Source organism: Bradyrhizobium sp. WSM1253 (genome assembly GCF_000244935.1).
Lineage (GTDB): Bacteria > Pseudomonadota > Alphaproteobacteria > Rhizobiales > Xanthobacteraceae > Bradyrhizobium > Bradyrhizobium canariense.
In genome coordinates this window covers 6,694,611-6,716,673 of record NZ_JH600073.1, presented here as the reverse complement: position 1 = coordinate 6,716,673, position 22,063 = coordinate 6,694,611, and the positions used below count along the sequence as shown (strand labels likewise).

At 63.5% G+C, this 22,063-nt stretch carries 20 protein-coding genes and 1 pseudogene; 15 read left to right on the top strand and 6 right to left on the bottom strand.

The genetic code is table 11. From position 1 onward, the window contains the following. The 7 genes and pseudogenes from BRA1253DRAFT_RS32565 to BRA1253DRAFT_RS32540 form a co-directional block, all read left to right on the top strand. Positions 1-872 (top strand): PQQ-binding-like beta-propeller repeat protein (locus BRA1253DRAFT_RS32565; protein ID WP_007601378.1); only part of this gene is annotated, 872 nt, incomplete at its 5' end. A gap of 10 nt (positions 873-882) precedes the next feature. Further along, a pseudogene (locus BRA1253DRAFT_RS42230) lies at positions 883-1,240 on the top strand (cytochrome c). Further along, positions 1,237-2,166 carry an ABC transporter substrate-binding protein gene (locus BRA1253DRAFT_RS32560; RefSeq protein WP_035995565.1) on the top strand — a complete coding sequence of 310 codons (930 nt, stop codon included), beginning with the start codon at positions 1,237-1,239 and terminating at the stop codon, positions 2,164-2,166. The pseudogene BRA1253DRAFT_RS42230 and the gene BRA1253DRAFT_RS32560 overlap by 4 nt, the downstream one beginning before the upstream one ends. A gap of 127 nt (positions 2,167-2,293) precedes the next feature. Beyond that, a complete protein-coding gene (locus BRA1253DRAFT_RS45615) occupies positions 2,294-2,926 on the top strand; it encodes a hypothetical protein (protein ID WP_035994373.1) in 633 nt (210 codons plus the stop codon). After that, on the top strand, positions 2,869-3,303 hold the full coding sequence (locus tag BRA1253DRAFT_RS45610) for an FUSC family protein (protein WP_245286014.1): 435 nt from the start codon (positions 2,869-2,871) through the stop codon (positions 3,301-3,303). Before BRA1253DRAFT_RS45615 ends, BRA1253DRAFT_RS45610 begins: the two co-directional genes overlap by 58 nt. A 110-nt stretch (positions 3,304-3,413) precedes the next feature. After that, entirely contained in the window at positions 3,414-4,403 is a 990-nt protein-coding gene (locus BRA1253DRAFT_RS32545) for a tripartite tricarboxylate transporter substrate binding protein (RefSeq protein WP_007601374.1), read from the top strand. Positions 4,404-4,533: 130 nt separating this feature from the next. Beyond that, on the top strand, positions 4,534-4,959 hold the full coding sequence (locus tag BRA1253DRAFT_RS32540; protein WP_007601372.1) for a hypothetical protein: 426 nt from the start codon (positions 4,534-4,536) through the stop codon (positions 4,957-4,959). Between the two features lie 59 nt (positions 4,960-5,018). On the opposite strand, the gene BRA1253DRAFT_RS32535 is transcribed toward BRA1253DRAFT_RS32540, so the two are convergent. Further along, positions 5,019-5,987 carry a helix-turn-helix domain-containing protein gene (locus BRA1253DRAFT_RS32535; RefSeq protein WP_007601369.1) on the bottom strand — a complete coding sequence of 323 codons (969 nt, stop codon included), beginning with the start codon at positions 5,985-5,987 and terminating at the stop codon, positions 5,019-5,021. A 513-nt stretch (positions 5,988-6,500) separates the two neighbouring features. Between BRA1253DRAFT_RS32535 and xoxF5 the strand changes: the two genes are divergently transcribed. The 7 genes from xoxF5 to BRA1253DRAFT_RS32500 all read left to right on the top strand — a co-directional run bounded on the left by xoxF5 (position 6,501) and on the right by BRA1253DRAFT_RS32500 (position 14,383). Further along, positions 6,501-8,306 carry a lanthanide-dependent methanol dehydrogenase XoxF5 gene (gene xoxF5 / locus BRA1253DRAFT_RS32530; protein ID WP_007601367.1) on the top strand — a complete coding sequence of 602 codons (1,806 nt, stop codon included), beginning with the start codon at positions 6,501-6,503 and terminating at the stop codon, positions 8,304-8,306. 109 nt (positions 8,307-8,415) lie between these two features. Next, complete coding sequence (locus BRA1253DRAFT_RS32525; RefSeq protein ID WP_007601366.1) at positions 8,416-8,904, top strand: c-type cytochrome, methanol metabolism-related; 489 nt, start codon at positions 8,416-8,418, stop codon at positions 8,902-8,904. A 61-nt stretch (positions 8,905-8,965) separates the two neighbouring features. Then, on the top strand, positions 8,966-10,075 hold the full coding sequence (locus BRA1253DRAFT_RS32520) for an S-(hydroxymethyl)glutathione dehydrogenase/class III alcohol dehydrogenase (protein ID WP_007601365.1): 1,110 nt from the start codon (positions 8,966-8,968) through the stop codon (positions 10,073-10,075). A gap of 33 nt (positions 10,076-10,108) precedes the next feature. After that, a complete protein-coding gene (gene gfa / locus BRA1253DRAFT_RS32515) occupies positions 10,109-10,672 on the top strand; it encodes an S-(hydroxymethyl)glutathione synthase (protein WP_007601364.1) in 564 nt (187 codons plus the stop codon). A 626-nt stretch (positions 10,673-11,298) separates the two neighbouring features. Beyond that, complete coding sequence (locus BRA1253DRAFT_RS32510) at positions 11,299-11,751, top strand: (2Fe-2S)-binding protein (protein ID WP_007601363.1); 453 nt, start codon at positions 11,299-11,301, stop codon at positions 11,749-11,751. A 1-nt stretch (position 11,752) separates the two neighbouring features. Next, the gene (locus BRA1253DRAFT_RS32505; protein WP_007601362.1) at positions 11,753-14,065 is read left to right on the top strand and encodes a molybdopterin cofactor-binding domain-containing protein; all 2,313 of its coding nucleotides are present in this window, start codon (positions 11,753-11,755) and stop codon (positions 14,063-14,065) included. Between the two features lie 57 nt (positions 14,066-14,122). Beyond that, the gene (locus tag BRA1253DRAFT_RS32500; RefSeq protein WP_007601361.1) at positions 14,123-14,383 is read left to right on the top strand and encodes a hypothetical protein; all 261 of its coding nucleotides are present in this window, start codon (positions 14,123-14,125) and stop codon (positions 14,381-14,383) included. Between the two features lie 308 nt (positions 14,384-14,691). Here BRA1253DRAFT_RS32500 and BRA1253DRAFT_RS32495 read toward each other — a convergent pair whose 3' ends face one another. The 5 genes from BRA1253DRAFT_RS32495 to BRA1253DRAFT_RS32475 all read right to left on the bottom strand — a co-directional run bounded on the left by BRA1253DRAFT_RS32495 (position 14,692) and on the right by BRA1253DRAFT_RS32475 (position 20,659). Then, on the bottom strand, positions 14,692-16,431 hold the full coding sequence (locus tag BRA1253DRAFT_RS32495) for a methanol/ethanol family PQQ-dependent dehydrogenase (RefSeq protein ID WP_007601360.1): 1,740 nt from the start codon (positions 16,429-16,431) through the stop codon (positions 14,692-14,694). Positions 16,432-16,547: 116 nt separating this feature from the next. Then, a complete protein-coding gene (locus BRA1253DRAFT_RS32490) occupies positions 16,548-17,201 on the bottom strand; it encodes a ubiquinol-cytochrome c reductase iron-sulfur subunit (RefSeq protein WP_007601359.1) in 654 nt (217 codons plus the stop codon). 264 nt (positions 17,202-17,465) lie between these two features. After that, the gene (locus tag BRA1253DRAFT_RS32485; protein WP_007601358.1) at positions 17,466-17,930 is read right to left on the bottom strand and encodes a group III truncated hemoglobin; all 465 of its coding nucleotides are present in this window, start codon (positions 17,928-17,930) and stop codon (positions 17,466-17,468) included. A gap of 137 nt (positions 17,931-18,067) precedes the next feature. Further along, on the bottom strand, positions 18,068-18,919 hold the full coding sequence (locus BRA1253DRAFT_RS32480) for a 3-hydroxybutyryl-CoA dehydrogenase (protein ID WP_007601357.1): 852 nt from the start codon (positions 18,917-18,919) through the stop codon (positions 18,068-18,070). Positions 18,920-19,180: 261 nt separating this feature from the next. Then, positions 19,181-20,659 (bottom strand): FAD-binding oxidoreductase, encoded by a 1,479-nt coding sequence (locus BRA1253DRAFT_RS32475; protein ID WP_007601354.1) that lies wholly within the window; start codon positions 20,657-20,659, stop codon positions 19,181-19,183. Between the two features lie 221 nt (positions 20,660-20,880). Here BRA1253DRAFT_RS32475 and hisC point away from each other — a divergent pair, with 221 nt between their 5' ends. Then, positions 20,881-21,933 carry a histidinol-phosphate transaminase gene (hisC, locus tag BRA1253DRAFT_RS32470; protein WP_007601352.1) on the top strand — a complete coding sequence of 351 codons (1,053 nt, stop codon included), beginning with the start codon at positions 20,881-20,883 and terminating at the stop codon, positions 21,931-21,933. Positions 21,934-22,063: the final 130 nt, after the last annotated feature.

Here is a 22,063-nt window from a genome sequence, read left to right as displayed (position 1 = left end):
GCCCGGGTGACAACCTCTACACCTGCTCCGTGCTGGCGATGGATCCCAAGACCGGCAAGATCAAGTGGCACTACCAGTTCTCGCCGAACAATCCGTTCGACTATGACAGCGTGGCCGAGATGGTCCTCGCCGACATGAACGTCGAGGGCAAGCCGACCAAGGTGTTGATGGACGCCAACCGCAACGGCTTCTTCTACGTGCTCGACCGCACCAACGGAAAGCTGCTTGCGGCCAATCCTTACGTGAAGGTCAACTGGGCGACGGGAATCGACATGAAGACGGGCCGGCCGATCGAGACCGATGTCAGCAAGGACGCGCGCGAGGGCAAGAAGGTCGTTGTCTTTCCGTCGCTGCTTGGAGGCAAGAACTGGGAGCCGATGTCCTTCAACCCGCAAACCGGGCTCGCCTACGCCAACACGCTCGCCTTCGGCGGGCACTACAAGACCGAGCCCGTCACCTTCAAGCAGGGTGAATGGTATCTCGGCATGGACCTCACCGACCTCTGGGAATGGGGTGATGGTCCGCGCGGGCATCTGAGGGCGATCGACCCCATGACCGGGAAGGCCAAGTGGGAAGCGCCCAGCGACATCCCGCGCTTCTCGGGCGTGCTGTCGACCGCGGGTGGCGTCGTGTTCTCGGGCGCGCTGACCGGCGAGTTCGAGGCCTTCGACGCCGACACCGGCAAGAAGCTCTGGCAGTTCCAGACCGGCTCGGGCATCGAGGGACAACCGGTGACCTGGCAGCAGGACGGCGTGCAGTATGTCGCCGTGACGAGCGGGTACGGCGGCGTCTACTCGATCTTCTCCGGTGACGAGCGGCTTGCCACGGTACCGGCTGGGGGCTCGCTGTGGGTTTTTGCGGTCAAGCAGTAGCCACGGCACGATGCTGAAAGAGGTGACGTACAGGACGGTGGCGATCCTTGCCACCGTCGCGGTGCTGACGGTCGCGCTTGCGGCGGCCGTTCGTGCCGCGGATGATTCAACCGGCAATCCCGTGCAGGCACAGATCGACCACGGCAAGTCGACCTATGCCGAGAAATGCTCGCACTGCCACGGCCCCAACATGATGAACCCCGGCACCATCACGCCGGACCTGCGCGCCTTTCCCCGACGACAAGACGCGCTTCGTCACCACGGTGAAGAACGGCAAGAACAACAAGATGCCGCCCTGGGCCGACATTCTCAGCGACGAGGAGATCGGGAATCTCTGGGCCTTCATCTCGAGCCGGAGAAAACCATGAGGCGCTGGCTGGCCGCTTGGAGCATTGCCGCAATCCTCGCGGCGGCGGCCGCGGCTGCACGCGCGGCCGACGATCCGCTCAAGATTTGTCTCGACGAGGACCGGCCACCGCTGTCGGTGCACCACAAGGGCAAGCCGGACTCGGGTTTCGACGTGCTGCTGGCGGAGGCGATCGCCGACCGGCTCGGACGACCGCTGACGATCCAGTGGTTCGAGAGCAAGCTGGACGAGGATTCGAGCCCGCAGCTCGAGGCCAATGCGCTGCTGTCCGACGGGCGCTGCTCGCTCGTCGGCGGCTATGCGCTGACGACGGACTCCCTCGTCAAGCCCGGCATGAAAACGGCGCGCTTGCCGGATTTTGCCGGCGCCACCCGCGACGACCGACGCCGCCGCGTCGCGCTCGGCGTGCTCGCGCCGAGCCAGCCCTATGTCTACTCGCCGATGACAGTCGTGCTCGGACCCAAGGCGCGGGGTCGCAAGATCGGCGACATCGGCGACCTCGCCGGCCTGCGCCTAGTCATCGAGAGCGGCTCGCTCGGCGATGCGATCCTCATGACCTTCGACAAGGGGCGCCTGATCGACCACATCACGCATCTCGTCCCCGGCCGCGATGATCTTCTCGGCGCACTTGCCCGTGGCGACTATGACGCGACGCTGATCGACCTCGGCCGCCTCGACGCCCATCGCGCCGCGCACCCCGATACGGCGATCACCGCGTCCGGCTACTACTATCCGATCGGGGCCAATCGCGGCTATGTCGGGCTGGCCAGCGATCCGGCGCTGATCGACGCCGTCAACAAGGCGCTGAGCGGGCTTGCCGCCGAGGGCAAGATCGCCGAATTCGGCAGGCAGGCGGGGCTGAGCTATCTGCCGCCGCAGGAGCCTGCAATCCTCGGCGACGTCTGGATGAAGATCATTCAGCGGTGACCGGAGCGTCCGGCTCCCGGAATGACGGATAAAGTGGTCGGCGATGGGCCCACTACAACCATCGCTGGCTCGGCGACATTCTGCACCCTATGATACCGCCGTTTTCATTCGGCCATCTGGTGGCATCGTGAATCCTTCCGCAGCAGGCCTGCGCGATCTGCTCTCGCGCGAAATCAAGACCGGCGAGCTGGTGCGGGCGCTGATCGTCGTCGGCCCGATGGTCGCCGCCTATTTCGTCGCGCGCGAGACGGCGCTGCTGAATCTCGGGTTGGTCGCGGTCTCGCTGCTCATTCCGGCGCTACGGCTGCACCTGCCGCCGAAGGTTATCGTATGTTACTACATTGCCATCCTCCTCACTTTTGCCGCGCTCTTCCTTGCCGCCCCGATCAAGCCGCTATTCGCAGTGCTGACGGCGCTCGCCGGATTCCTTGCGGTCGCGGTGACATGCCATGGCGAACATTTCCGCACGCTCGGGAATTGGGTGTTCATCCCCGCCGTGTATCTCGCCTGCGAGGTGCGGGAGGGCGTGAGCGCCTCGGAAGCCCTGCGCCATGCCGGCATGATCATCGTGTCCTCTCCGATCGCGCTGGCTCTGGTCTGCGCCATCCGGATTTACGACCAGCGACGGTGCGCGATGCCGCGACCTCGTTCGGAGCGCCCGCGGCCGAGTGGTTTGTGCCCGCGGCGGCAACCGCCCTTGCAGTGTTCGCTGCGGCGGCGCTGGTCGAGATCCTCGAGCTCGCGCAGGGCCAATGGGTGATGTGGTCGGCCGCAAGCGTCGTGGTCGGCGATCTCGCCGCTTCGACCGGCAAGCTGAAGCAGCGGGCGATTGGCGCCGTCGCCGGCGTGCCGCTCGGTTTCCTCGCCGGCATGGTGCTGCCGCAAAGCCGCGTCGGCTATGCGCTCGCGGTTCTCGCGGCCACCCTCACGCTGATCGCGTTCTCCCGCTACATCGTCGGCTTCGGCCTGCGCTGCTTCTTCATCGCGCTGGCCGCTTCCTTCGCCGGCAGCGCCAGCGGCATCGCGGAGGAGCGCATCGTCAACGTGCTGATCGGCGGCACCTTCGGCTTGCTTGCGGTAGCCCTGACTGAAATCGTCTGGCTGCGTGTCATGCGAAAAGTGCGATTGTCCGGATGACGCCCGAATAGGCACAGCGCGGCCCGTCGAATGCGCCAATCTGTCTCGCCAGCCACCCATGGCAGAGGCGACCCGATGCAGTACCGTCGCCGACAACCCGGGAGAGAATCATGTCCGCAAAACTCGATCGCCGCCACTTCATCGCCGCCGGCACCACCACACTCGTGATGCCTTTCGTCTCGCGCGGCGCCTCGGCGCAGGCTGCGTGGCCATCGCGGCAGATCCGCATGATTTGCAGCTATCCCGCCGGCGGACAGACCGATCTGCTCGCGCGCGCCTATGGTGAATTCATTGCCAAGCAGGTCGGAAAGACCGTCGTCGTCGAGAACAAGCCCGGAGCCGCCGGCGCGATCGGGACGGCGGAGGTCGCCCGCGCGGAGCCCGACGGCCACACCATCCTGTGCTCGATCTCGACCACCTACATCATGAACCGGGTGGTGATGAAGACTCCCGGCTACGACATGGACAAGGATTTGACGCTCGTCAGCGTCATTCCGGGCGCCGGCCTCCTGCTGGTGGCGAACCCGAAAACCGGCGTCAAGACGTTGGAGGATTTCGTCGCCTTCGCGCGCAAGAGCGGCAAGGTCAACTTCGGCACCTATAGTGCGGGCTCGGCTCCGCATATGACGGTCCACGAGCTCAACAAACAGTATGGCCTTGCCATCGAGCCGATCCACTATCGCGGCGAAGCCCCGATGTGGACGGGCATGCTGGAAGGTACGCTCGATGTGGCCATGGGCAGCTACACGGCAGCGCAGTCGGTTTTGCAGAGCGACCGTGGCACCGTGTTCGCGGTGCATTCGAAGAAGGTCGACGCCATCCCCGATATCAAGACTCTCCCCGAGCAGGGCGCGACGTCGAAATTCTTCACCGTTAGCGGCTTCTCCGGCTGGGCCGTGCCGAAGGCTACACCGCAACCGGTCGTCGACCGCTTGGCGGAGCTTTGCGTCGCTGCCAACAACGATCCGAAGGTGAAGGAGGTTCTCAACACGTTCGTGCTCGAACCCGCGATCGGCTTCAAGGACACCAACGCCCTATATCAGCGCGAGCTGCCGATCTGGATCGAGAGCGCGCGGTCGCTCGGCCTCGAGCCCTCCTGAACCGGGAGACAAGACGCCCTTCGCGGCGCAACATCCGACCAAAGCCTAGTGCCGGAAACGTATTTTCCCGCTATGATTGTGCGACGCTGCTGGGAAGGTCTCACCGGCGCGGACGAGAAAGGCCGATCCCATGACACCGGATGGCGTTGCCGTAGCCGTCATGATCATCCTGCTGTTTCCGATGGGCTATTTCACGCTGGCGTCTCCGGCCTTCCTGCTGGTGAAACTGGATATCCAGCCCGTGGCCCAGCTTTTGCGCGGAATGTTCAATGCCCATTTTCTGGTGATGCGCGTTGCCGGAATTATCGGAGCAGTAGCTTTCCTGCTCGACGGTCGTCTGGTCGCAGCGATGGGCGTCGGCCTCCTTGCAGCCTTGGCGATCTACGGACGCCGCGGGTTCATGCAGCGGATGGACGAACAGCTCAGCGCCACGGACGCCGGCGATGCCGAGGCCCCGCGTCGGCTGCGCCGGCTGCATTGGAGCGGGATGCTGGGCAACGCGGTGCTGCTCGCCGCTCTCCTAATAAGCATTCCCTACATCGCCATATCGGCGTGAGAGACATCGCGGGCGCGTGACGGGCAACCGCTGTCGTCGACGCCGAACCTGGCGTTTGCCTAGTGCTCGTCCGCCGCAACCGCGCCCTGTTGCGCCTTGTGGATCGAGGACGGCACCACGCCGAAATATTTCCGGAACACCCGGCTGAAATGCGATGAGCTGGAGAAGCCCCAGGAGAATGCGACGTCGGTGATGGTCTTGCCGGCGTGGGCCTCGAGCTCCTGGCGGCAATTCTGAAGACGCGCCTGCCAGATGTAGTCGCTCACCGTGGTGCCGCGCTCCGAGAACAGCATGTGCAGATAACGCTTGGAGCAGCCGAGCTCGCCGGAAATCTGGTCGATGCACAGATCCGGATCGCGCAAATGCTCGCGGATGAAGAACTGCGCGCGCACATAGGTCGCTTCGGGCCCGACGCGATCGAGCATCGTGTCGGCCTCGCGCAGCGGCAGCAGCAAGAGGTCGATCAGCGAATCGGCGACGCCGACCGCACTGTTCGCCGACAGCTTCGCCGCCTCGTCGAAGGTCGCATGGACGAAATCATGGGCGATCCGCCCCGTCCCGGTGCGTGAGGTCAATTTGCAGGCGGGCATTCGCTGCGACGGGAATCCGCGGTCGCGCAGCAGCGCCTTTGGCACGATCACCACGTCATGGCGCGTGAAAGCGGGGCTGATGATCGAATGCGGACAGGAGACGTCATAGGCGATGATGTCCCCCGGGTTCAGCTCGATGTGGCGGCCTTCCTGCTCGAAATAGGACACACCGTAAGTCTGGAAGTGGATCTTGATATACGGGTGTTCATTGGCCTTGGCGCGCGCCAGCGTGTGCGCAATCCGATGCTGGCTGACCTCGATCTGGCAGAGCTTCAGGCGCGAGACGCTGGTGTAGTCGATGCGGCCTTCGAGCGAAGACGCTTCGAGCGGATCGACGTCGAAATGCCCGCACAGGCTCGTCAGCCCGTCGATCCAGCTTTGGATCTGACGTTTCGGCGTCATGCCCGTCGTCGAGAGCGTGTGAATCGTGTCGGACATTAATCCAGCCACTGGTTTGATCCGGAGATTTTACGCGAATCGCGAGCCGCGCTGCCGGAGCCCTGAACCGTGATTGCGTGACGTTTACCTCGATTTTGAGCGATCTTCCAGAACGAGCGCCGTCGTTCCAATGCCACCCTTGTAAGTTAATCCTCCGCCTTAGTTGCAGCGCCGTCAAGGGGAACCTAAGCGTGGGAGACGGTCCCAAAGCGCTGCGGAAGCCGCTGAATTCGCTACTGCAAAATCAAAATCTTCGCGGCCGTGCGCTGTCAAGCAAACCAGCTTCTCTCTTGGGCAAGTTTCCCGATAACGAAGTCGTTAGGGATTGCATCAGGAACAACAAGAACGGGCCGCTCCGCACGTGGACCCGTGGCTCTCATCAGGAGGAGGAAACACCACAGCATCGTTTCTGGTCCCAATCGTGACCGCCCTGCACGAGCAGACGCCGGACGAAAAGCCCGGCGATTAAGCAATGCTTCGGAAACAATAAACGAGACCAATGGAGGAATGACTATGCGCAAGGTACTACTCGCGGCCTATCTTGGCTCCGCGGCGGCCCTCGCCGTCGGCAGCGCGTCGGCCAACGACGAAGTGCTCAAGATGTCGCAGAACCCGAAAGACTGGGTGATGCCGACGGGCGACTACGCCAACACCCGCTATTCCAAGCTGAACCAGATCAACGCACAAAACGTAGGCAAGCTCCAGGTCGCCTGGACCTTCTCGACCGGCGTGCTGCGCGGCCACGAAGGCGGCCCGCTGATCATCGGCAACATGATGTACGTCCACACGCCGTTCCCGAACAAGGTCTACGCTATTGACCTTTCCAACGAGAACAAGATCGTCTGGAAGTACGAGCCGAAGCAGGATCCGAATGTGATCCCGGTGATGTGCTGCGACACGGTCAACCGCGGCTTGGCCTATGGCGACGGCAAGATCTTCCTGCATCAGGCCGACACCACGCTCGTCGCGCTCGATGCCAAGAGCGGTCAGGTGGCATGGACCGCGAAGAACGGCGACGCCAGCAAGGGCGAGACCGGTACTTCGGCCCCCATGGTCGTCAAGGACAAGGTGCTGATCGGCATCTCCGGCGGCGAGTTCGGTGTTCAAGCCCATATGACCGCCTACGACATCAAGACGGGCAAGCTGGCTTGGCGCGGCTACTCCGAAGGACCGGATGATCAAATCCTGGTCGATGCAGAGAAGACCACCGCGCTCGGCAAGCCGATTGGCAAGGATTCCAGCCTCAAGACCTGGCAAGGCGATCAGTGGAAGATCGGCGGCGGCGCCACCTGGGGCTGGATCTCCTACGATCCCGAGCTGAACCTCGTCTACTACGGATCGGGCAATCCCTCGACCTGGAATCCGAAGCAGCGTCCCGGCGACAACAAATGGTCGATGACGATCTGGGCTCGCAACCCTGACACCGGCCAAGCCAAGTGGGTTTATCAGATGACGCCCCACGACGAGTGGGATTATGACGGCGTCAATGAGATGATCCTCTCGGACCAGGCCATCAACGGCCAGCCGCGCAAGCTGCTGACGCACTTCGATCGTAACGGCCTCGGCTACACGCTCGATCGTGCCACCGGTGAGCTCCTGGTCGCCGAAAAGTACGATCCGAAGGTGAACTGGACCTCCGGCGTCGATATGGACAAGAACTCGGCCACCTACGGCCGCCCGAAGGTGCTCGACACCGCTTCGACCGACAAGGCGGGCGAGGACCACAACGTGAAGGGCATCTGCCCGGCCGCGCTCGGCACCAAGGACGAGCAGCCGGCAGCCTACTCGCCGGACACGCAGCTGTTCTACGTTCCGACCAACCACGTCTGCATGGACTACGAACCGTTCAAGGTGAGCTACACTGCGGGCCAGCCCTATGTGGGTGCGACGCTCTCGATGTATCCGCCGCAGGGTGAAACCCACATGGGTAACTTCATCGCCTGGGACGGCAAGACCGGCAAGATCGTCTGGTCGAACAAGGAGCAGTTCTCGGTCTGGTCGGGCGCGCTCGCAACCGCAGGCAACGTGGTGTTCTACGGAACGCTCGAAGGCTACCTGAAGGCAGTCGACGCCAAGACCGGCAAGGAGCTCTACAAGTTCAAGACTCCCTCCGGCATCATCGGCAACGTCACCACCTATGAGAACGGCGGCAAGCAGTATGTCGCAGTGCTCTCGGGCGTGGGCGGCTGGGCCGGTATCGGTCTGGCGGCAGGCCTGACCGATCCGACCGCCGGTCTCGGCGCAGTCGGTGGCTACGCGGCGCTCAGCAACTACACGGCACTCGGCGGAACGCTGACCGTGTTCTCGCTGCCCAACTAGGCCTCTCAGCATCGCTCCGGCGCGTGGATCAACTCCACGCGCCGGCTCGTCTCACCGAATGCCTTCCGAGGAAAATCTCTTGCGTAAAATCTGCTCTGCCATTGCTGCGATGTTCTTGGTCGCGTCCGGGGGAATTGCCGTCGCGGACGGCTCAGGCGATCCGACTGCCGTCAAGCAGAACGAAACCGGCGAATGGTCCGACAAGGAAGGCAATCCAACCTATAAGATCACCGACGGATCCGTCGACTGGTACACCTATTCCGGATACCGCCGCTATCACTCGGACTGCCATGTGTGTCACGGCCCGGATGGCATGGGCTCGACCTACGCCCCGGCGCTGAAGGATTCGCTGAAGACGATGAGCTATGCCGACTTTCTCGGCGTCGTCGCCTCCGGCCGCAAGAACATCTCGACTGCCGCAGAGAACGTGATGCCGGCTTTCGGCGATAACCCGAACGTCGCCTGCTACATGGACGATCTCTACGTCTATCTGCGCGCCCGATCCAACGAGGCCTGGGGCCGCACAAGACCCGGCAAGCACGAGGACAAGAACGACGCCTATACCAAGAACGAAGATTCGTGCATGGGCAAGAAGTGAACGAGCGGAGCCCGACCAGGACCTGGTTCTTGGCGCCCTGCTGGAATTTGAGGAGCTTAAGATGAAGACACGTGCCGCCGTCGCTTTCGAAGCCAAGAAGCCGCTCGAGATCGTCGAAGTCGATCTGGAAGGACCGAAGGTCGGCGAAGTCCTGGTCGAGGTCAAGGCGACGGGCATCTGCCATACCGACGCCTACACGCTCGACGGCTTCGACAGCGAGGGAATTTTCCCGTCGATCCTGGGGCATGAGGGCGCGGGCATCATCCGCGAGATCGGTCCTGGCGTGACCTCGGTGAAGCCGGGCGACCATGTCATCCCGCTCTACACGCCGGAATGCCGGCAATGCAAAAGCTGCCTTAGCCAGAAGACCAATCTCTGCACCGCGATCCGCGCGACGCAGGGCAAAGGCGTGATGCCCGACGGTACCAGCCGCTTCTCCTACAAGGGCAAGCCGATCTACCACTATATGGGCTGCTCGACCTTCTCGAACTTCACCGTGCTGCCGGAGATCGCGGTCGCCAAGATCCGCGAGGACGCGCCGTTCGACAAGAGCTGCTACATCGGCTGCGGCGTCACCACCGGCGTCGGCGCCGTCGTCAACACCGCCAAGGTCGAGCCGGGCTCCAACGTTGTCGTGTTCGGGCTCGGCGGCATCGGCCTGAACGTGATCCAGGGCGCCAAGATGGCTGGCGCGGACAAGATCATCGGCGTCGACATCAACGACTCCAAGGAGGAATGGGGACGCCGGTTCGGCATGACCGATTTCGTCAATCCCAAGAAGATCACCGGCGACATCGTCCCACATCTCGTGACCCTGACCGACGGCGGCGCCGACTACACCTTCGACTGCACCGGCAACACCACGGTGATGCGCCAGGCGCTGGAGGCCTGCCATCGTGGCTGGGGCACCTCGATCATCATCGGCGTTGCCGAATCCGGCAAGGAGATCGCTACCCGCCCGTTCCAGCTCGTCACCGGGCGAAACTGGCGCGGCACCGCCTTCGGCGGCGCGCGGGGCCGCACCGACGTGCCGAAGATCGTCGACTGGTACATGAACGGAAAGATCCAGATCGACCCGATGATTACCCACACGCTCAAGCTCGAAGACATCAACAAAGGCTTCGACCTGATGCATGAGGGTAAATCGATCCGTTCAGTCGTCGTGTTCTAGCTCGAAAAGCGTCACCCCAAGGAGGATCGACCCATGACTGTTGCACTCCATCCCTCGATCGATAACGGCATCAAACAGGGCAGCGGCAGCTTCGCCGGCGGCACGCTCGTATGCAAATGCAGCGACCATCAGGTCAAGGTCGCCGTCAAGGGCGACGTCGCGCATAACCATGCCTGTGGCTGCACCAAGTGCTGGAAACCGCAGGGCGCGAATTTCTCCGTCGTCGCCGTGGTACCCCGCCAGAACGTCACCGTGCTCGAGAACGGCGACAAGCTCCAGATCGTCGATCCATCGGCGGCGATCCAGCGCTACGCCTGCAAGGCCTGCGGCACGCATATGTACGGCCGCATCGAGAACAAGAGTCACCCGTTCTACGGCCTCGACTTCATCCACCCCGAACTGTTCCAGGAGCAGGGTTCGCAGGCGCCGCAATTCGCCGCCTTCGTCTCGTCGGTGATCGAATCGGGCGTGAAGCCGGAGCAGATGGGCGGAATACGGGCTCGGTTCAAGGAGCTTGGACTTGAGCCCTATGACTGCCTGTCGCCGGCGCTGATGGACGCGATCGCGACCCACGTCGCGAAGGCCAAGGCCGCCTGAGCAAAGGCCGCCTGACGTTTGCCGCGCCCCATTCGCTCGCTGGTTCCACCACACCCAGCGAGCGGACGGAGCCGGCCGGGACGATCGCGGCGATGCCGCCGCTTCTCGACTGCACCTGTGTGGGGGCCGTCAGCTCCCTCAGTCCTGGTCTCTGAATGACTGCGCAGGGCCACCACTTCCCGCTTGAAGTGCGCGGCGCTTGCGTTTCTCCCTCCCTCGACTGAGGCATCCTGCTTCGTCCGCACAGGTGTTCTGGCGGACGAAGCTTTTTTTTGTTGTCCCCATATCGAGATGCGCGCGGCGAGATGCGGCGCCCTGCTTTTGACAAACCTTCGTTGCAATCTTTTCCCATCGAGAACAGCTGACTAGAGAACACTCGGCTGTGAATGCTAGACCGAAGCGATCCTTGCTAAGATCGCGACGTGACGATGCCGCGCGAATTCAATAATCAAGAACACGACGGGAGGTATCGAACACATCCGGACATGACATTGGCATTCCTGAGTCCTGCCGGGATCTGCCCGCGCGGGATGACCGCTGGAATGCGACGCCGCGCAGCGGACATTGCACCGACCGGCATCTGGAAAATCTGAAATCAACAAGCTTATGAAGAGCGAGGGACGATCATGATCAAGGTGAAGATCAACGGCCAGGAACAGAGCTGGGACGGCGACCCGGATCTCCCGCTACTCTGGTTCCTGCGCGACGAGGCCGGTCTGACCGGCACCAAGTTCGGCTGTGGCCAGGCCCTGTGCGGCGCCTGCACTGTCATCGTCGACAAGGAAGCCGTGCGCGCCTGCATCACGTCGATCAACGACGTCGCCGGCCGCGAGATCACGACGATCGAGGGACTGCATCCGAACGGTGATCACCCGGTGCAGAAGGCCTGGCGCCAAGTCAACGTTCCCCAATGCGGCTTCTGCCAGGCGGGCCAGATCATGCAGGCGGCTGCGCTGCTGATGGACAACCCAAAGCCGTCGCACGACCAGATCCGCGAAGCGATGTCCGGCAACATCTGCCGCTGCGGCTGCTACCAGCGCATCGAGAATGCGGTCCATCTCGCATCGACGGGAGTGTGACATGAATTTCATCGACAACCCGAAGAAGCTTCGTGGCTTCGAGAAGAACATCAAGGTCGAGAAGGTTTCGCGCCGCAGCATCCTGAAGGGGCTCGGCATCACAGGCGGCTTCGTGCTCGCGGCGCCCGTGATGTCGCGCCAGGCGTTCGCCTACGAGACCGGCGCCGGCAAGATGCCGCACGGCGTCGTGGTCGATCCGCGCGTATTCGTCGCGGTCGCACCCGACGGCACCGTCACCATCCTTGCTCACCGCGCCGAGATGGGCACAGGCGTGCGCACCAGCCTGCCGCTGATCGTGGCCGAGGAGATGGAAGCCGACTGGGCCAGGGTCAAGGTGGAGCAGGCCCATGGCGACGAGGTCAAGTTCGGCAACCAGGACACCGATGGCTCGCGCAGCACGCGGCATTATTTGATGCCGATGCGCCAGATCGGTGCCTCCGCCCGCACCATGCTGGAGCAAGCCGCCGCGAAACGCTGGGGTGTGCCGGCAACCGAGGTCAAGGCCGTCAATCACGAGGTCGTCCACAGCGCAACGAGCCGCAAGCTTGGCTTCGGCGAGCTCGCAGCCGATGCCGCCAAGGAACCGGTGCCGAGCATCGAAGGGCTCAAGCTGAAGGACCCCAAGGACTTCCGCTATCTCGGCAAGGGCCAGATCGGCATCGTCGATCTCCACGACATTACCACCGGCAAGGCGCGTTACGGCGCCGACGTGCGGCTGCCTGGCATGAAGTATGCCGTGATCGCGCGCCCGCCAGTGACCGGCGGCAAGCTGGTCTCGTTCGATCCGGACGCGGCGTTGAAGGTCCCCGGTGTCGAGAAGGTGATGCAGGTGCGCGGCTGGCCGTGGCCGTCGAAATTCCAGCCGCTCGGCGGCGTTGCCGTGATCGCGCGCAACACCGGTGCGGCGATCAAGGGCCGCGACGCGCTGAAGCTGACCTGGGACGACGGCGCCAACGGCAAATACGATTCCGTCGCCTACCGCAAGGAGCTCGAGGAGGCCTCGCGCAAGCCGGGTCTTGTGGTGCGCCAGGAAGGCGACGCCGAGGCTGCTCTGAAGGGCGCCGACAAGGTCGTCGTCGGCGAATATTATCTGCCGCATCTTGCCCATGTCAGCATGGAGCCGCCGGTGGCGGTCGCCGACGTCAAGGGCGACAAGGCGGAGATCTGGGCGCCGGTGCAGAGCCCGGGCGGCACGCGCGAGGACGTTGCGAAGACGCTCGGCATTCCCGAGGGCAATGTCACCGTCAACGTCACGCTGCTCGGCGGCGGCTTCGGCCGCAAGTCGAAATGCGACTTTGCGCTCGAGGCCGCGCTGCTGTCGAAGGAGCTCGGCGTCCCGGTCAAGGTGCAGTGGACGCGCGAGGACGACGTCCACCACGATTTCCTGCACACGGTCTCCGTGGAACGGATCGAGGCGGGGCTCGACAAAAGCGGCAAGGTGATCGCGTGGCGCCATCGCAGCGTGGCCCCGAGCATCGGCTCGACGTTTGCGGCAGATGCAAAGCACCAGGCGCCTTTCGAGCTCGGCATGGGCCTCGTCGACATGCCCTTCGAGATCGCCAACATCTCCTGCGAGAACCCGGAGGCCGCGGCGTTCACCCGCATCGGCTGGTTCCGCTCGGTCTCGAACATCCCGCGCGCCTTCGCGGTCCAGTCGATGGTGGGCGAGATCGCCCATGCAACCGGCCGCGACCAGAAGGAGACGCTGCTCGCGCTGATCGGCAGCCCGCGCATCGTCAAGCCTGCTGTGAAGGACATGTGGAACTACGGCGAACCGATGGATAGCTATCCGATCGACACCGCGCGCCTGCGCAAGGTGGTCGAGCTGGTCGCCGAGAAGGGCGAATGGGGCCGTCAGGTGCCGAAGGGCCATGGCCTCGGCATCGCAGTGCACCGCAGCTTCGTCAGCTATATCGCGACCATCGTCGAGGTGGCCGTCGACGACAAGGGCAAGCTGACCGTGCCGCGGGTGGACACCGCCATCGACTGCGGCACCTATGTCAACCCCGAGCGCATCGCCTCCCAGATCGAGGGCGCGGCGATCATGGGGCTCAGTCTGGCCAAATACGGCGAGATCACCTTCAAGGACGGCAAGGTGCAGCAGAAGAACTTCGACGACTTCCAGGTCCTCAGGATCGACGAATCCCCTGCTGTGACCAACGTCTACATCGTGCCGCCAGGATCCGACACGCCGCCGAGCGGCGTGGGCGAGCCCGGCGTCCCGCCATTCGCGCCGGCGCTGATGAACGCCATCTTCGCCGCGACCGGAAAGCGCATCCGCAGCCTTCCGCTCGGCAAGCAATTGGAAGCATAAAGGCGGGAACACAAGGCGGCCTCGCGCCGTTTGCATCGATCTGACAGGAGCAGATCGATGACCCATACCTCAAAGGCGCTCGCAGTCTCGTTGCTGTCGAGCGCCTTGCTTTTGACGGCCACTGGCGCATACGCCCAGAGCAACACCACACCGCCGACCACCGCGACGCGCCCCAGCACGCCGGACCAGAACTCACTGCCCAACGCCAATGCCACGCCGCCCTCGACCAGCCAGACCACCGGGCAGCACAATCCCGATCCCAAGGTTCGCGAGATGAACCAGAAGGCAAAGGACAAGGTCGAGCGCGAGGGGAAGTAGCGATCTCGCGCATCGGCGTTTTGACGCCGTGATTGTCGGATCTACTTCTTCGCCGAAGCGCAGCGATATGCCTTCTCCCCTTGCGGGAGAGGGCAGCGACGCCGGTTGCCACGACCCCGCTTGGGTGAGGGGTATGCCTGCGTGAGTCTCGCACATTGTGATGCGCGGATAGAACCCCTCATCCGGCGCTTCGCGCCACCTTCTGCCGCAAAGGGAGAAGGGAGGACGCCGACGCAAAATGCGGCGGACGTTGCCGTCCGCCGCATTTGCCCCCTGACACTCCGCTTCTTTCGATCCGCCAGCGGAGCTTACTTCTTCAGCGCGAACACCCAGATCACGCCGCCCTGCGGCACGTTGGCTTCGATGCCGATGTTGTTGGTCACGAGTGCATCCTGGATGCGCTGCGCATCCACGCCCCATCCCGACTGGATCGCGATGTATTGCGTGCCGTCGATCTCATAGGACACCGGCATGCCCATGATGCCGGAGTTGGTCTTCTGCTCCCAGAGCAGCTCGCCACTCTTGGCGTTGAAGGCGCGGAAGTTGCGGTCGTTGGTACCACCCACGAAGACGAGATCGCCTGCGGTCGCCGTCACCGATCCGAACAGCTGCGACTTGGGGAAGTTGTGCTGCCACACCTTCTTGCCCGTGGCGGGATCCCAAGCCTGGAGCTCGCCGAAATGATCGGCACCCGGCTTCGTCTTCAGGCCGATGTCCTCCGGCTTGGTGCCGAGCCAGAGCTCGCCGGGCTTGAGCGGAACCTTCTCGCCGGTGAACCCACCGCAGAAATTCTCGTTGGCGGGCACGTAGACGAGGCCGGTCTTCTGGCTGTAGGCCGCCGACGGCCAATCCTTGCCGCCCCACAGCGATGGACAGAACTCCACGCGCTTGCCGACCACGGGCTTGTGCGCGGGATCGACGATCGGCCTGCCGCTCTCGGCGTCGATGCCCTTCCAGACGTCAGTGGAGACGAACGGCCAGCCGGCGACGTAGTTGATTTTGGTCGGCGTGCGCTCGAGTATCCAGAAGATCGCATCGCGTCCCGGATGGACCAGGCTCTTGATGTTGCGGCCGTCGCGTTGCAGGTCGATCAACATCGGCGCTTCGACTTCGTCCCAGTCCCAGGAATCGTTCTGGTGATACTGGTGATGGGTCTTGATCTTGCCGGTGTTCGGATCGAGCGCGAGCACCGAGGAGGTATAGAGATTGTCGCCGGGATGCATCTCGCCGGGCCACGGCGCGGCGTTGCCGACGCCCCAATAGATCGTCTTGGTGTCCTTGTCGTAATTACCGGTCATCCAGGCCGAGCCGCCGCCGTTCTTCCAGTCCTCGCCCTGCCAGGTGTCGTGGCCGGGTTCGCCTTCGCCCGGGATGGTATAGGTCCGCCACAGCTCCTTGCCGTCCTTGGCATCGTAGGCGGCGACATAGCCGCGCACGCCGAACTCGCCGCCGGAGCCGCCCACGATGACCTTGCCGTCGACGATCAGCGGCATCAGGGTCATGTACTGGCCCTTCTTGTAGTCCTGCACCTTGGTGTCCCACACCACCTTGCCGGTCTTGGCATCGAGCGCGACGACATGGTCGTCTGTGGTGGCGAGATAGAGCTTGTCCTCCCATAGGCCGACGCCGCGGCTGGTCGGATGCAACTGGAATAGGTCGTCGGGAAGCTGCCGCTTGTAGCGCCAATATTCGTCGCCCGTTTTGGCGTTCAGCGCGATCACCTGCCCCATCGGGGTCGCAACGAACATCACGCCGTTGTTGACGATCGGCGGCGCCTCGTGACCTTCGACCACGCCGGTCGCGAAGGTCCAGACCGGGGTGAGGTTCTTTACATTCGAGGTGTTGATCTGGTCGAGCGGGCTGTAGCCCTGCCCGTCATAGGTCCGCCGGTAGAGCATCCAATTGGCGGGCTCCGGGTTTTCCAACCGCTGCGCGGTGACCGGCGCGTAGTTCTCGATCGGGCCTGATACGGCGGCGGTCGAGGCAAGAGTCGATGCAAGACACGTGAAGGTGACGAAGCCGGACAGTAACCACTGCTTCCTGGTCATGGCGTTCCCCTTTTTCATCCGTTTTGAATTCTTGTTTTGAATTCTTGTCGTTCGTCCCGTCGTCCACCCATCGGCGGATGCGGTCTCTCATGACGCGGGCACAACCCGCACGCCCATCATCCCGGCTGCGCGCCACCTACCTTTCCGACGAAGTTTCCGGCGACGCTGAGCGAGCCGTCAGCCAGCGCCAGCGGCAGCGCAGCGAGCCGTCGCGGCGCCGGCCCGAACACGACCTGCGCGCCCGCGCGAGGATCGTATTCGGAGTTGTGGCACATGCATTTGAGCACTTCCTTGTCGCCGACATCGCTCTTCACCCACGCCGTGACAGGACAGCCGGCATGCGAGCAGATTGCCGAATAGGCGAGGATGCCGTCGACGGCGCGCGCTTTTGTCTGCTCGTCGAGCTCGGCGGGGTCGAGGCGGATGATCAAGATCTCGTTGAGGCGCGAGGCGCTGCGCACGACCGATGTCTTTGGATCTTTCGGCCAGGCATGCACCGGCGGTCCGCCGGCCGACAGAGCGGCCGCGGTGACGGGCTTTCCCTCCTGATCGCCTTCGGCGAAGACGAGCAGATCGCCCTTCTGAGGCCGCTCGTCGGAGCCGGGCGCATCCTCGCCCGCGTGGACCTGCGTGGAACAGGCGAAGCACGCCGTGGTGGCCAGCGCACTCTTCAAGAGTGCCCGCCGGGTTTGCTCCGTGCAAGCGTCAGCTTCGGATTCCGCTGTGTTGTCGGAGGATGAAGAGGATGGGTTGAACGATGCACTCGACATGTTCACAAGCAGGCGCTGGAACTCTGCCGAAAAAAAGGCAAAGATTTTTTCCCGCAGTGCATCACACGGTTATGCTCGCACTGATTGAACGCGAACACGCGCATTTGCGCGCATTTTTCTAATTGCAACGTCACGCTACGCGACCGGCATGATGATTTTGCAGATCAGATCAATGCTGCCGGTATTGGTGCAATGCGCCGACGCTCGGCGCGATCGTAGCGCCATCAATGCGGCTGCGCATTTCTCAGGCAGGCATTCTGTATTCTAGGAGCGGAGCACGTGACGCGGCGCAGCGATGCGTCCGGCCAAGGTCGCCGACGCCATCTCGAAACTGTCGGCGATGCGGCGCGCCCTGTCGATGAACAGCGCGGCTGCCTGCGGCGGGCAGACCTCGCGCGCGGTCTGTTCAAACAAATCGAGCCAGCGGTCGAAATGATCCCCGACCAGGTTCAGTGGCATATGCGCCCGCATCGGCGAACCATGGTAGCGGCCGCTCATCAGCACGACCGACGACCAGAAATCCCGGAGCTTGGCCAGATGCTCGTCCCAATTCTGCACGATCGCGAACACCGGCCCCAGCAGCGCATCCTCGCGGACGCGGCCATAGAAACGGGTCACGAGTTCCCCGATCATCTCTTCGGTGATCCCCGTGCGCTCGATCGCGTCCTGGGTCAGCAAATTCCGCCGCGCGGCCGCAGCCTCGCGCTCGGCCTTCAGTCGATCCGACATGTCCCTTGTTATCCGTTCCGTTGTTCCCGCAGGACGCCCGTTCGACATTGTCAGGCCGATTGCGCGCGGCGTCTTTGTCGCAGCGCAAATCGCGGGGGCCGGCGGCGAGCACTCAACGCCCGCCGCCTGCGCCATTGTCAGGCGCCGTAGGTGTAAAAGCCCTGCCCCGTCTTGCGGCCGAGATGGCCGGCGTCGACCATTTCCTTGAGCAGGGGAGCTGGACGGTATTTGGGGTCGTTGAAGCCTTTATAAAAGACCTCCATCACCGACAACATGGTGTCGAGCCCGACGAGATCGGCGAGCGCCAGCGGCCCGATCGGATGGTTGCAGCCGAGCTTCATGCCGGCATCGATCTCTTCCGCCGTCGCAATCCCCTCCTGCAGCGCGAAGATCGCCTCGTTGATCATCGGGCACAGGATGCGGTTGACGGCAAAGCCCGGGCTGTTCTTGGCCGTGATCGCCACCTTGCCGACGCGCTTGGCGAAATCGAGCGCCTTGGCGTGGGTGTCGTCGGAAGTCTGCAAGCCGCGGATGAGCTCCAGCAGCGCCATGACCGGAACCGGATTGAAGAAGTGCATGCCGATGAAGCGGTCGGGGCGGTCGGTCGCGGCGGCGAGCTTCGTGATCGAGATCGACGAGGTGTTCGTGGCGAGCAGCGTGCGCGGCGACAGCGTCGCACAGAGATCCTTCAGGATCTTGAGCTTGAGTTCCTCGTTCTCGGTCGCGGCCTCGATGACGAGATCGCAATCGACGAGCTTGGCGCGATCGGTGGTGCCGGTGATGCGCTTGAGCGTGGCGTCGCGATCGCCCGCCGACATCTTCTCCTTCTTGACCAGGCGCTCGAGGCTGCCGCCGACCGTCGAAATCCCGCGGTTCACCGCCGCATCGGAAATATCGACCATCACGACCGAAAGCCCGGCCGCGGCACAAATCTGCGCGATGCCGTTCCCCATGGTCCCTGCCCCGATGATGCCAACGGTTTGGATCATTGCCTCAAATCCTTTATCCTTACGGACGTGCCCTACCGGCCCCGCCCCATTGTTCCTGCATCAGGGTCTAGCACCGCCCCCGGGCGGGTGCGACCTGATCTTGTCCCTTCATTAAAGCATCCAAGGCGGGAATAAAGCCGCCTTTCGGTCGCGAAACGGCGTGATTTGGTGCCCCGGCCCGTTTGGCCCGGCCGATCTGCGGCATCCCGTCCCCGGAGGGCGCGAGGGTGCGGGGAGCACCGGGCTCGAGGTGGACGCGCCTCAACCGAGACGAAGCACCTTGCCCGGATTCATGATGTTCTTGGGATCGAGCGCCCGCTTGATCGTGCGCATGATGTCGAGCTCGATCCGGGAGCGATAGTGCTGGAGCTCGTCGAGCTTCTCGATGCCGATGCCATGTTCCGCCGAGATCGAGCCGCCCATGGAGGTAACGAGGTCGTTGACGGCCCGTGTGATTGCTGCGGAATACTGGGACAGCGTATCGCGGTCCATGCCCTTCGGACCCATGAAGGAGAAGTGCACATTGCCGTCTCCGATATGGCCGAGCGGATAGGGGCGGATCGGCGGCAGGATTGCGAGCACGGCCTCGAGACCGCTGTCGATAAACTCGGGAATCCTTGAGACCGCGACCGAGACGTCGTAGCTCAAGCCCGGACCTTCGGTGCGCGATGCCTCGGCCACGCTCTCGCGAATTCGCCACATGTTGCGCGACTGCGTTTCGGTTTGCGCGATCACCGCATCCAGCACCCGGCCCGCCTCGAGCTGGTCGGCCAGGAACTGCTCCATCCTGTCCGACATGCCCGTGCCACCGTCCTGCCGTGGCCGGGCCGACGACCATTCGAGAAGGAGATACCATTCGGTCTCAGCCTTGAGAGGATCCTGGGTGCCGGGAATGTGCCGCAGCACCATGTCGGTGCACGCACGGCTGATGAGCTCACAGGAGCCGACATTGTCATCGGAAGCAGCATGCGCCTCCGACAGAAGGTCGATAGCAGACTTGGGATCGCGAATCGCGAGCCATGCCGTGCACACGTCTTTCGGCGCCGGCCAGAGTTTCAGCACCGCCTTGGTGATGATGCCGAGCGTCCCTTCGGCGCCCATGAACAGATGCTTGAGGTCATAGCCGGTGTTGTCCTTCTTGAGCGCACGCAGGCCGTCCCAGATATCGCCATTAGCCAGCACGACCTCCAGACCCAACACCAGATTTCGCGCATTGCCATAACGCAGCACCTGCACGCCGCCGGCATTGGTGGACAGATTACCTCCGATCATGCACGAGCCCTGAGCACCGAGGCTGAGCGGAAAGAGGCGGTCGTGGCGCGCGGCTGTGTCCTGAAGCGTCTCGAGGATGCAGCCTGCCTCCACGGTCATGGCATAGCCGACGGGATCGATATTCAACACCTGGTTCATGCGACCGAGCGACAGCACGATGCCGCGGTGCATGGGCCACGGCGTAGCGCCGCCCATCAGGCCGGTGTTGCCACCTTGCGGAACGATGGCAATGCCGTTGTCGTAACAGAGCTTGACGACAGCGGAGACTTCCGTGGTGCTGGCCGGACGCACGACCGCCGCCGCCTGCCCCGCCAACTCGCCGCGCCAGTCGGTCACGAAGGGCAGCTTGTCCTGCTCGTCCAGGATCAGGCCTTTGTCGCCGACGATGGCCCGCAAGCGGTCGAGAACGGCTGAGGTCACTGGCGCGGTCGGAATCGAGGGAGCGGTGGGAAGGGCTGCACCCGGCATATGTTCCTCTCTTTTCGGCCGTTCCGCGCCTGGGGCGCGTCAGCCTTCGTTCTTGTTTTCATTCTGGGCGGTGGTGCGATGACCCTAGCATAGGGGGCGCGCTTGGGAACGTCTCCGGCAGTAAGCCTCGTGCAGATTTGCCTGGGATTGCTGAATGCAGGCGCACTTCCGCGGAGCTCCCGTATACCCTACTGTGCCCGATCACATTCGGATTGGAGATCATGAGCCGTTTCTGGAGTCCGGTCGTCCACACGCTTTCGCCCTACGTCCCCGGCGAGCAGCCCAAGCAGGACGGCATCGTTAAGCTCAATACCAACGAGAATCCCTACCCGCCCTCGCCGCGCGTGCTCGCGGCGATCGCAGCGGCCGTGGAGCGGCTGCGCCTTTATCCCGATCCGCGCGCAACGCGCCTGCGTGAGGCGATCGCGGCCCATTGCGATGTGGCGCCCGAGCAAGTGTTCGTCGGCAACGGCTCCGACGAGGTTCTGGCCCACACCTTCCAGGCGCTTCTGAAGCACGAACCACCGCTTCTATTCCCCGACGTCACCTACAGCTTCTACCCTGTTTATTGCGGCCTCTATGGAATAACGCATGACGAGGTGCCGCTCGATGCTGCGATGAGGATCGATATCTCCGACTACAGGCGGCCATCGAGTGCCATCCTCCTCTGCAATCCGAACGCTCCTACCGGCATTGCCCTTCAGCGCGACGCAATCGCATCGCTGCTCGCCGAACAGCCGGACCGGCTGGTGGTGGTGGACGAGGCCTATGTCGATTTCGGCGCCGAGAGCGCCGTGCCGCTGGTTGCACGCCACGACAATCTGCTGGTCATCCAGACCTTCTCGAAGTCGCGCTCGCTCGCTGGCCTGCGGGTTGGTTTTGCCATCGGCCAACGACCGCTGATCGAAGCGCTGGAACGCGTGAAGGACAGCTTCAACTCCTATCCCGTCGATTGCCTCGCGATGGCCGGCGCCGCCGCCGCCATCGAGGACGACGGCTGGTTCCGAGACACCCGTGCCCGTATCATCGCGAGCCGCGAAACCTTGGCCCGCGACCTCAGACAACTCGGCTTCGAGGTGTTGCCGTCGCTCGCCAACTTCGTCTTCGCGCGCCATCGAAGCCGGAGCGGAGCAGATCTCGCGGCAGCGCTTCGCCAGCGTGGCGTTCTGGTCCGGCATTTCGGCAAGCCACGCATCGAGAACTTCCTGCGCATCACGGTCGGAACGGAGGCAGAGTGTGCCCGGCTTATTGAAGTGCTGCGCGGCTTGATCTGAGCCCCGACGGTCCCCGCATCAGGCAAAGTCAAAACGATGAGGCCGAACGCCACCTCGTGCCATGCTGCGCAAGGCTTTGATTTCCGGTCCAATTCGGGTTACCAAACCGCTCCGCCGCCTGCTTTGCAGG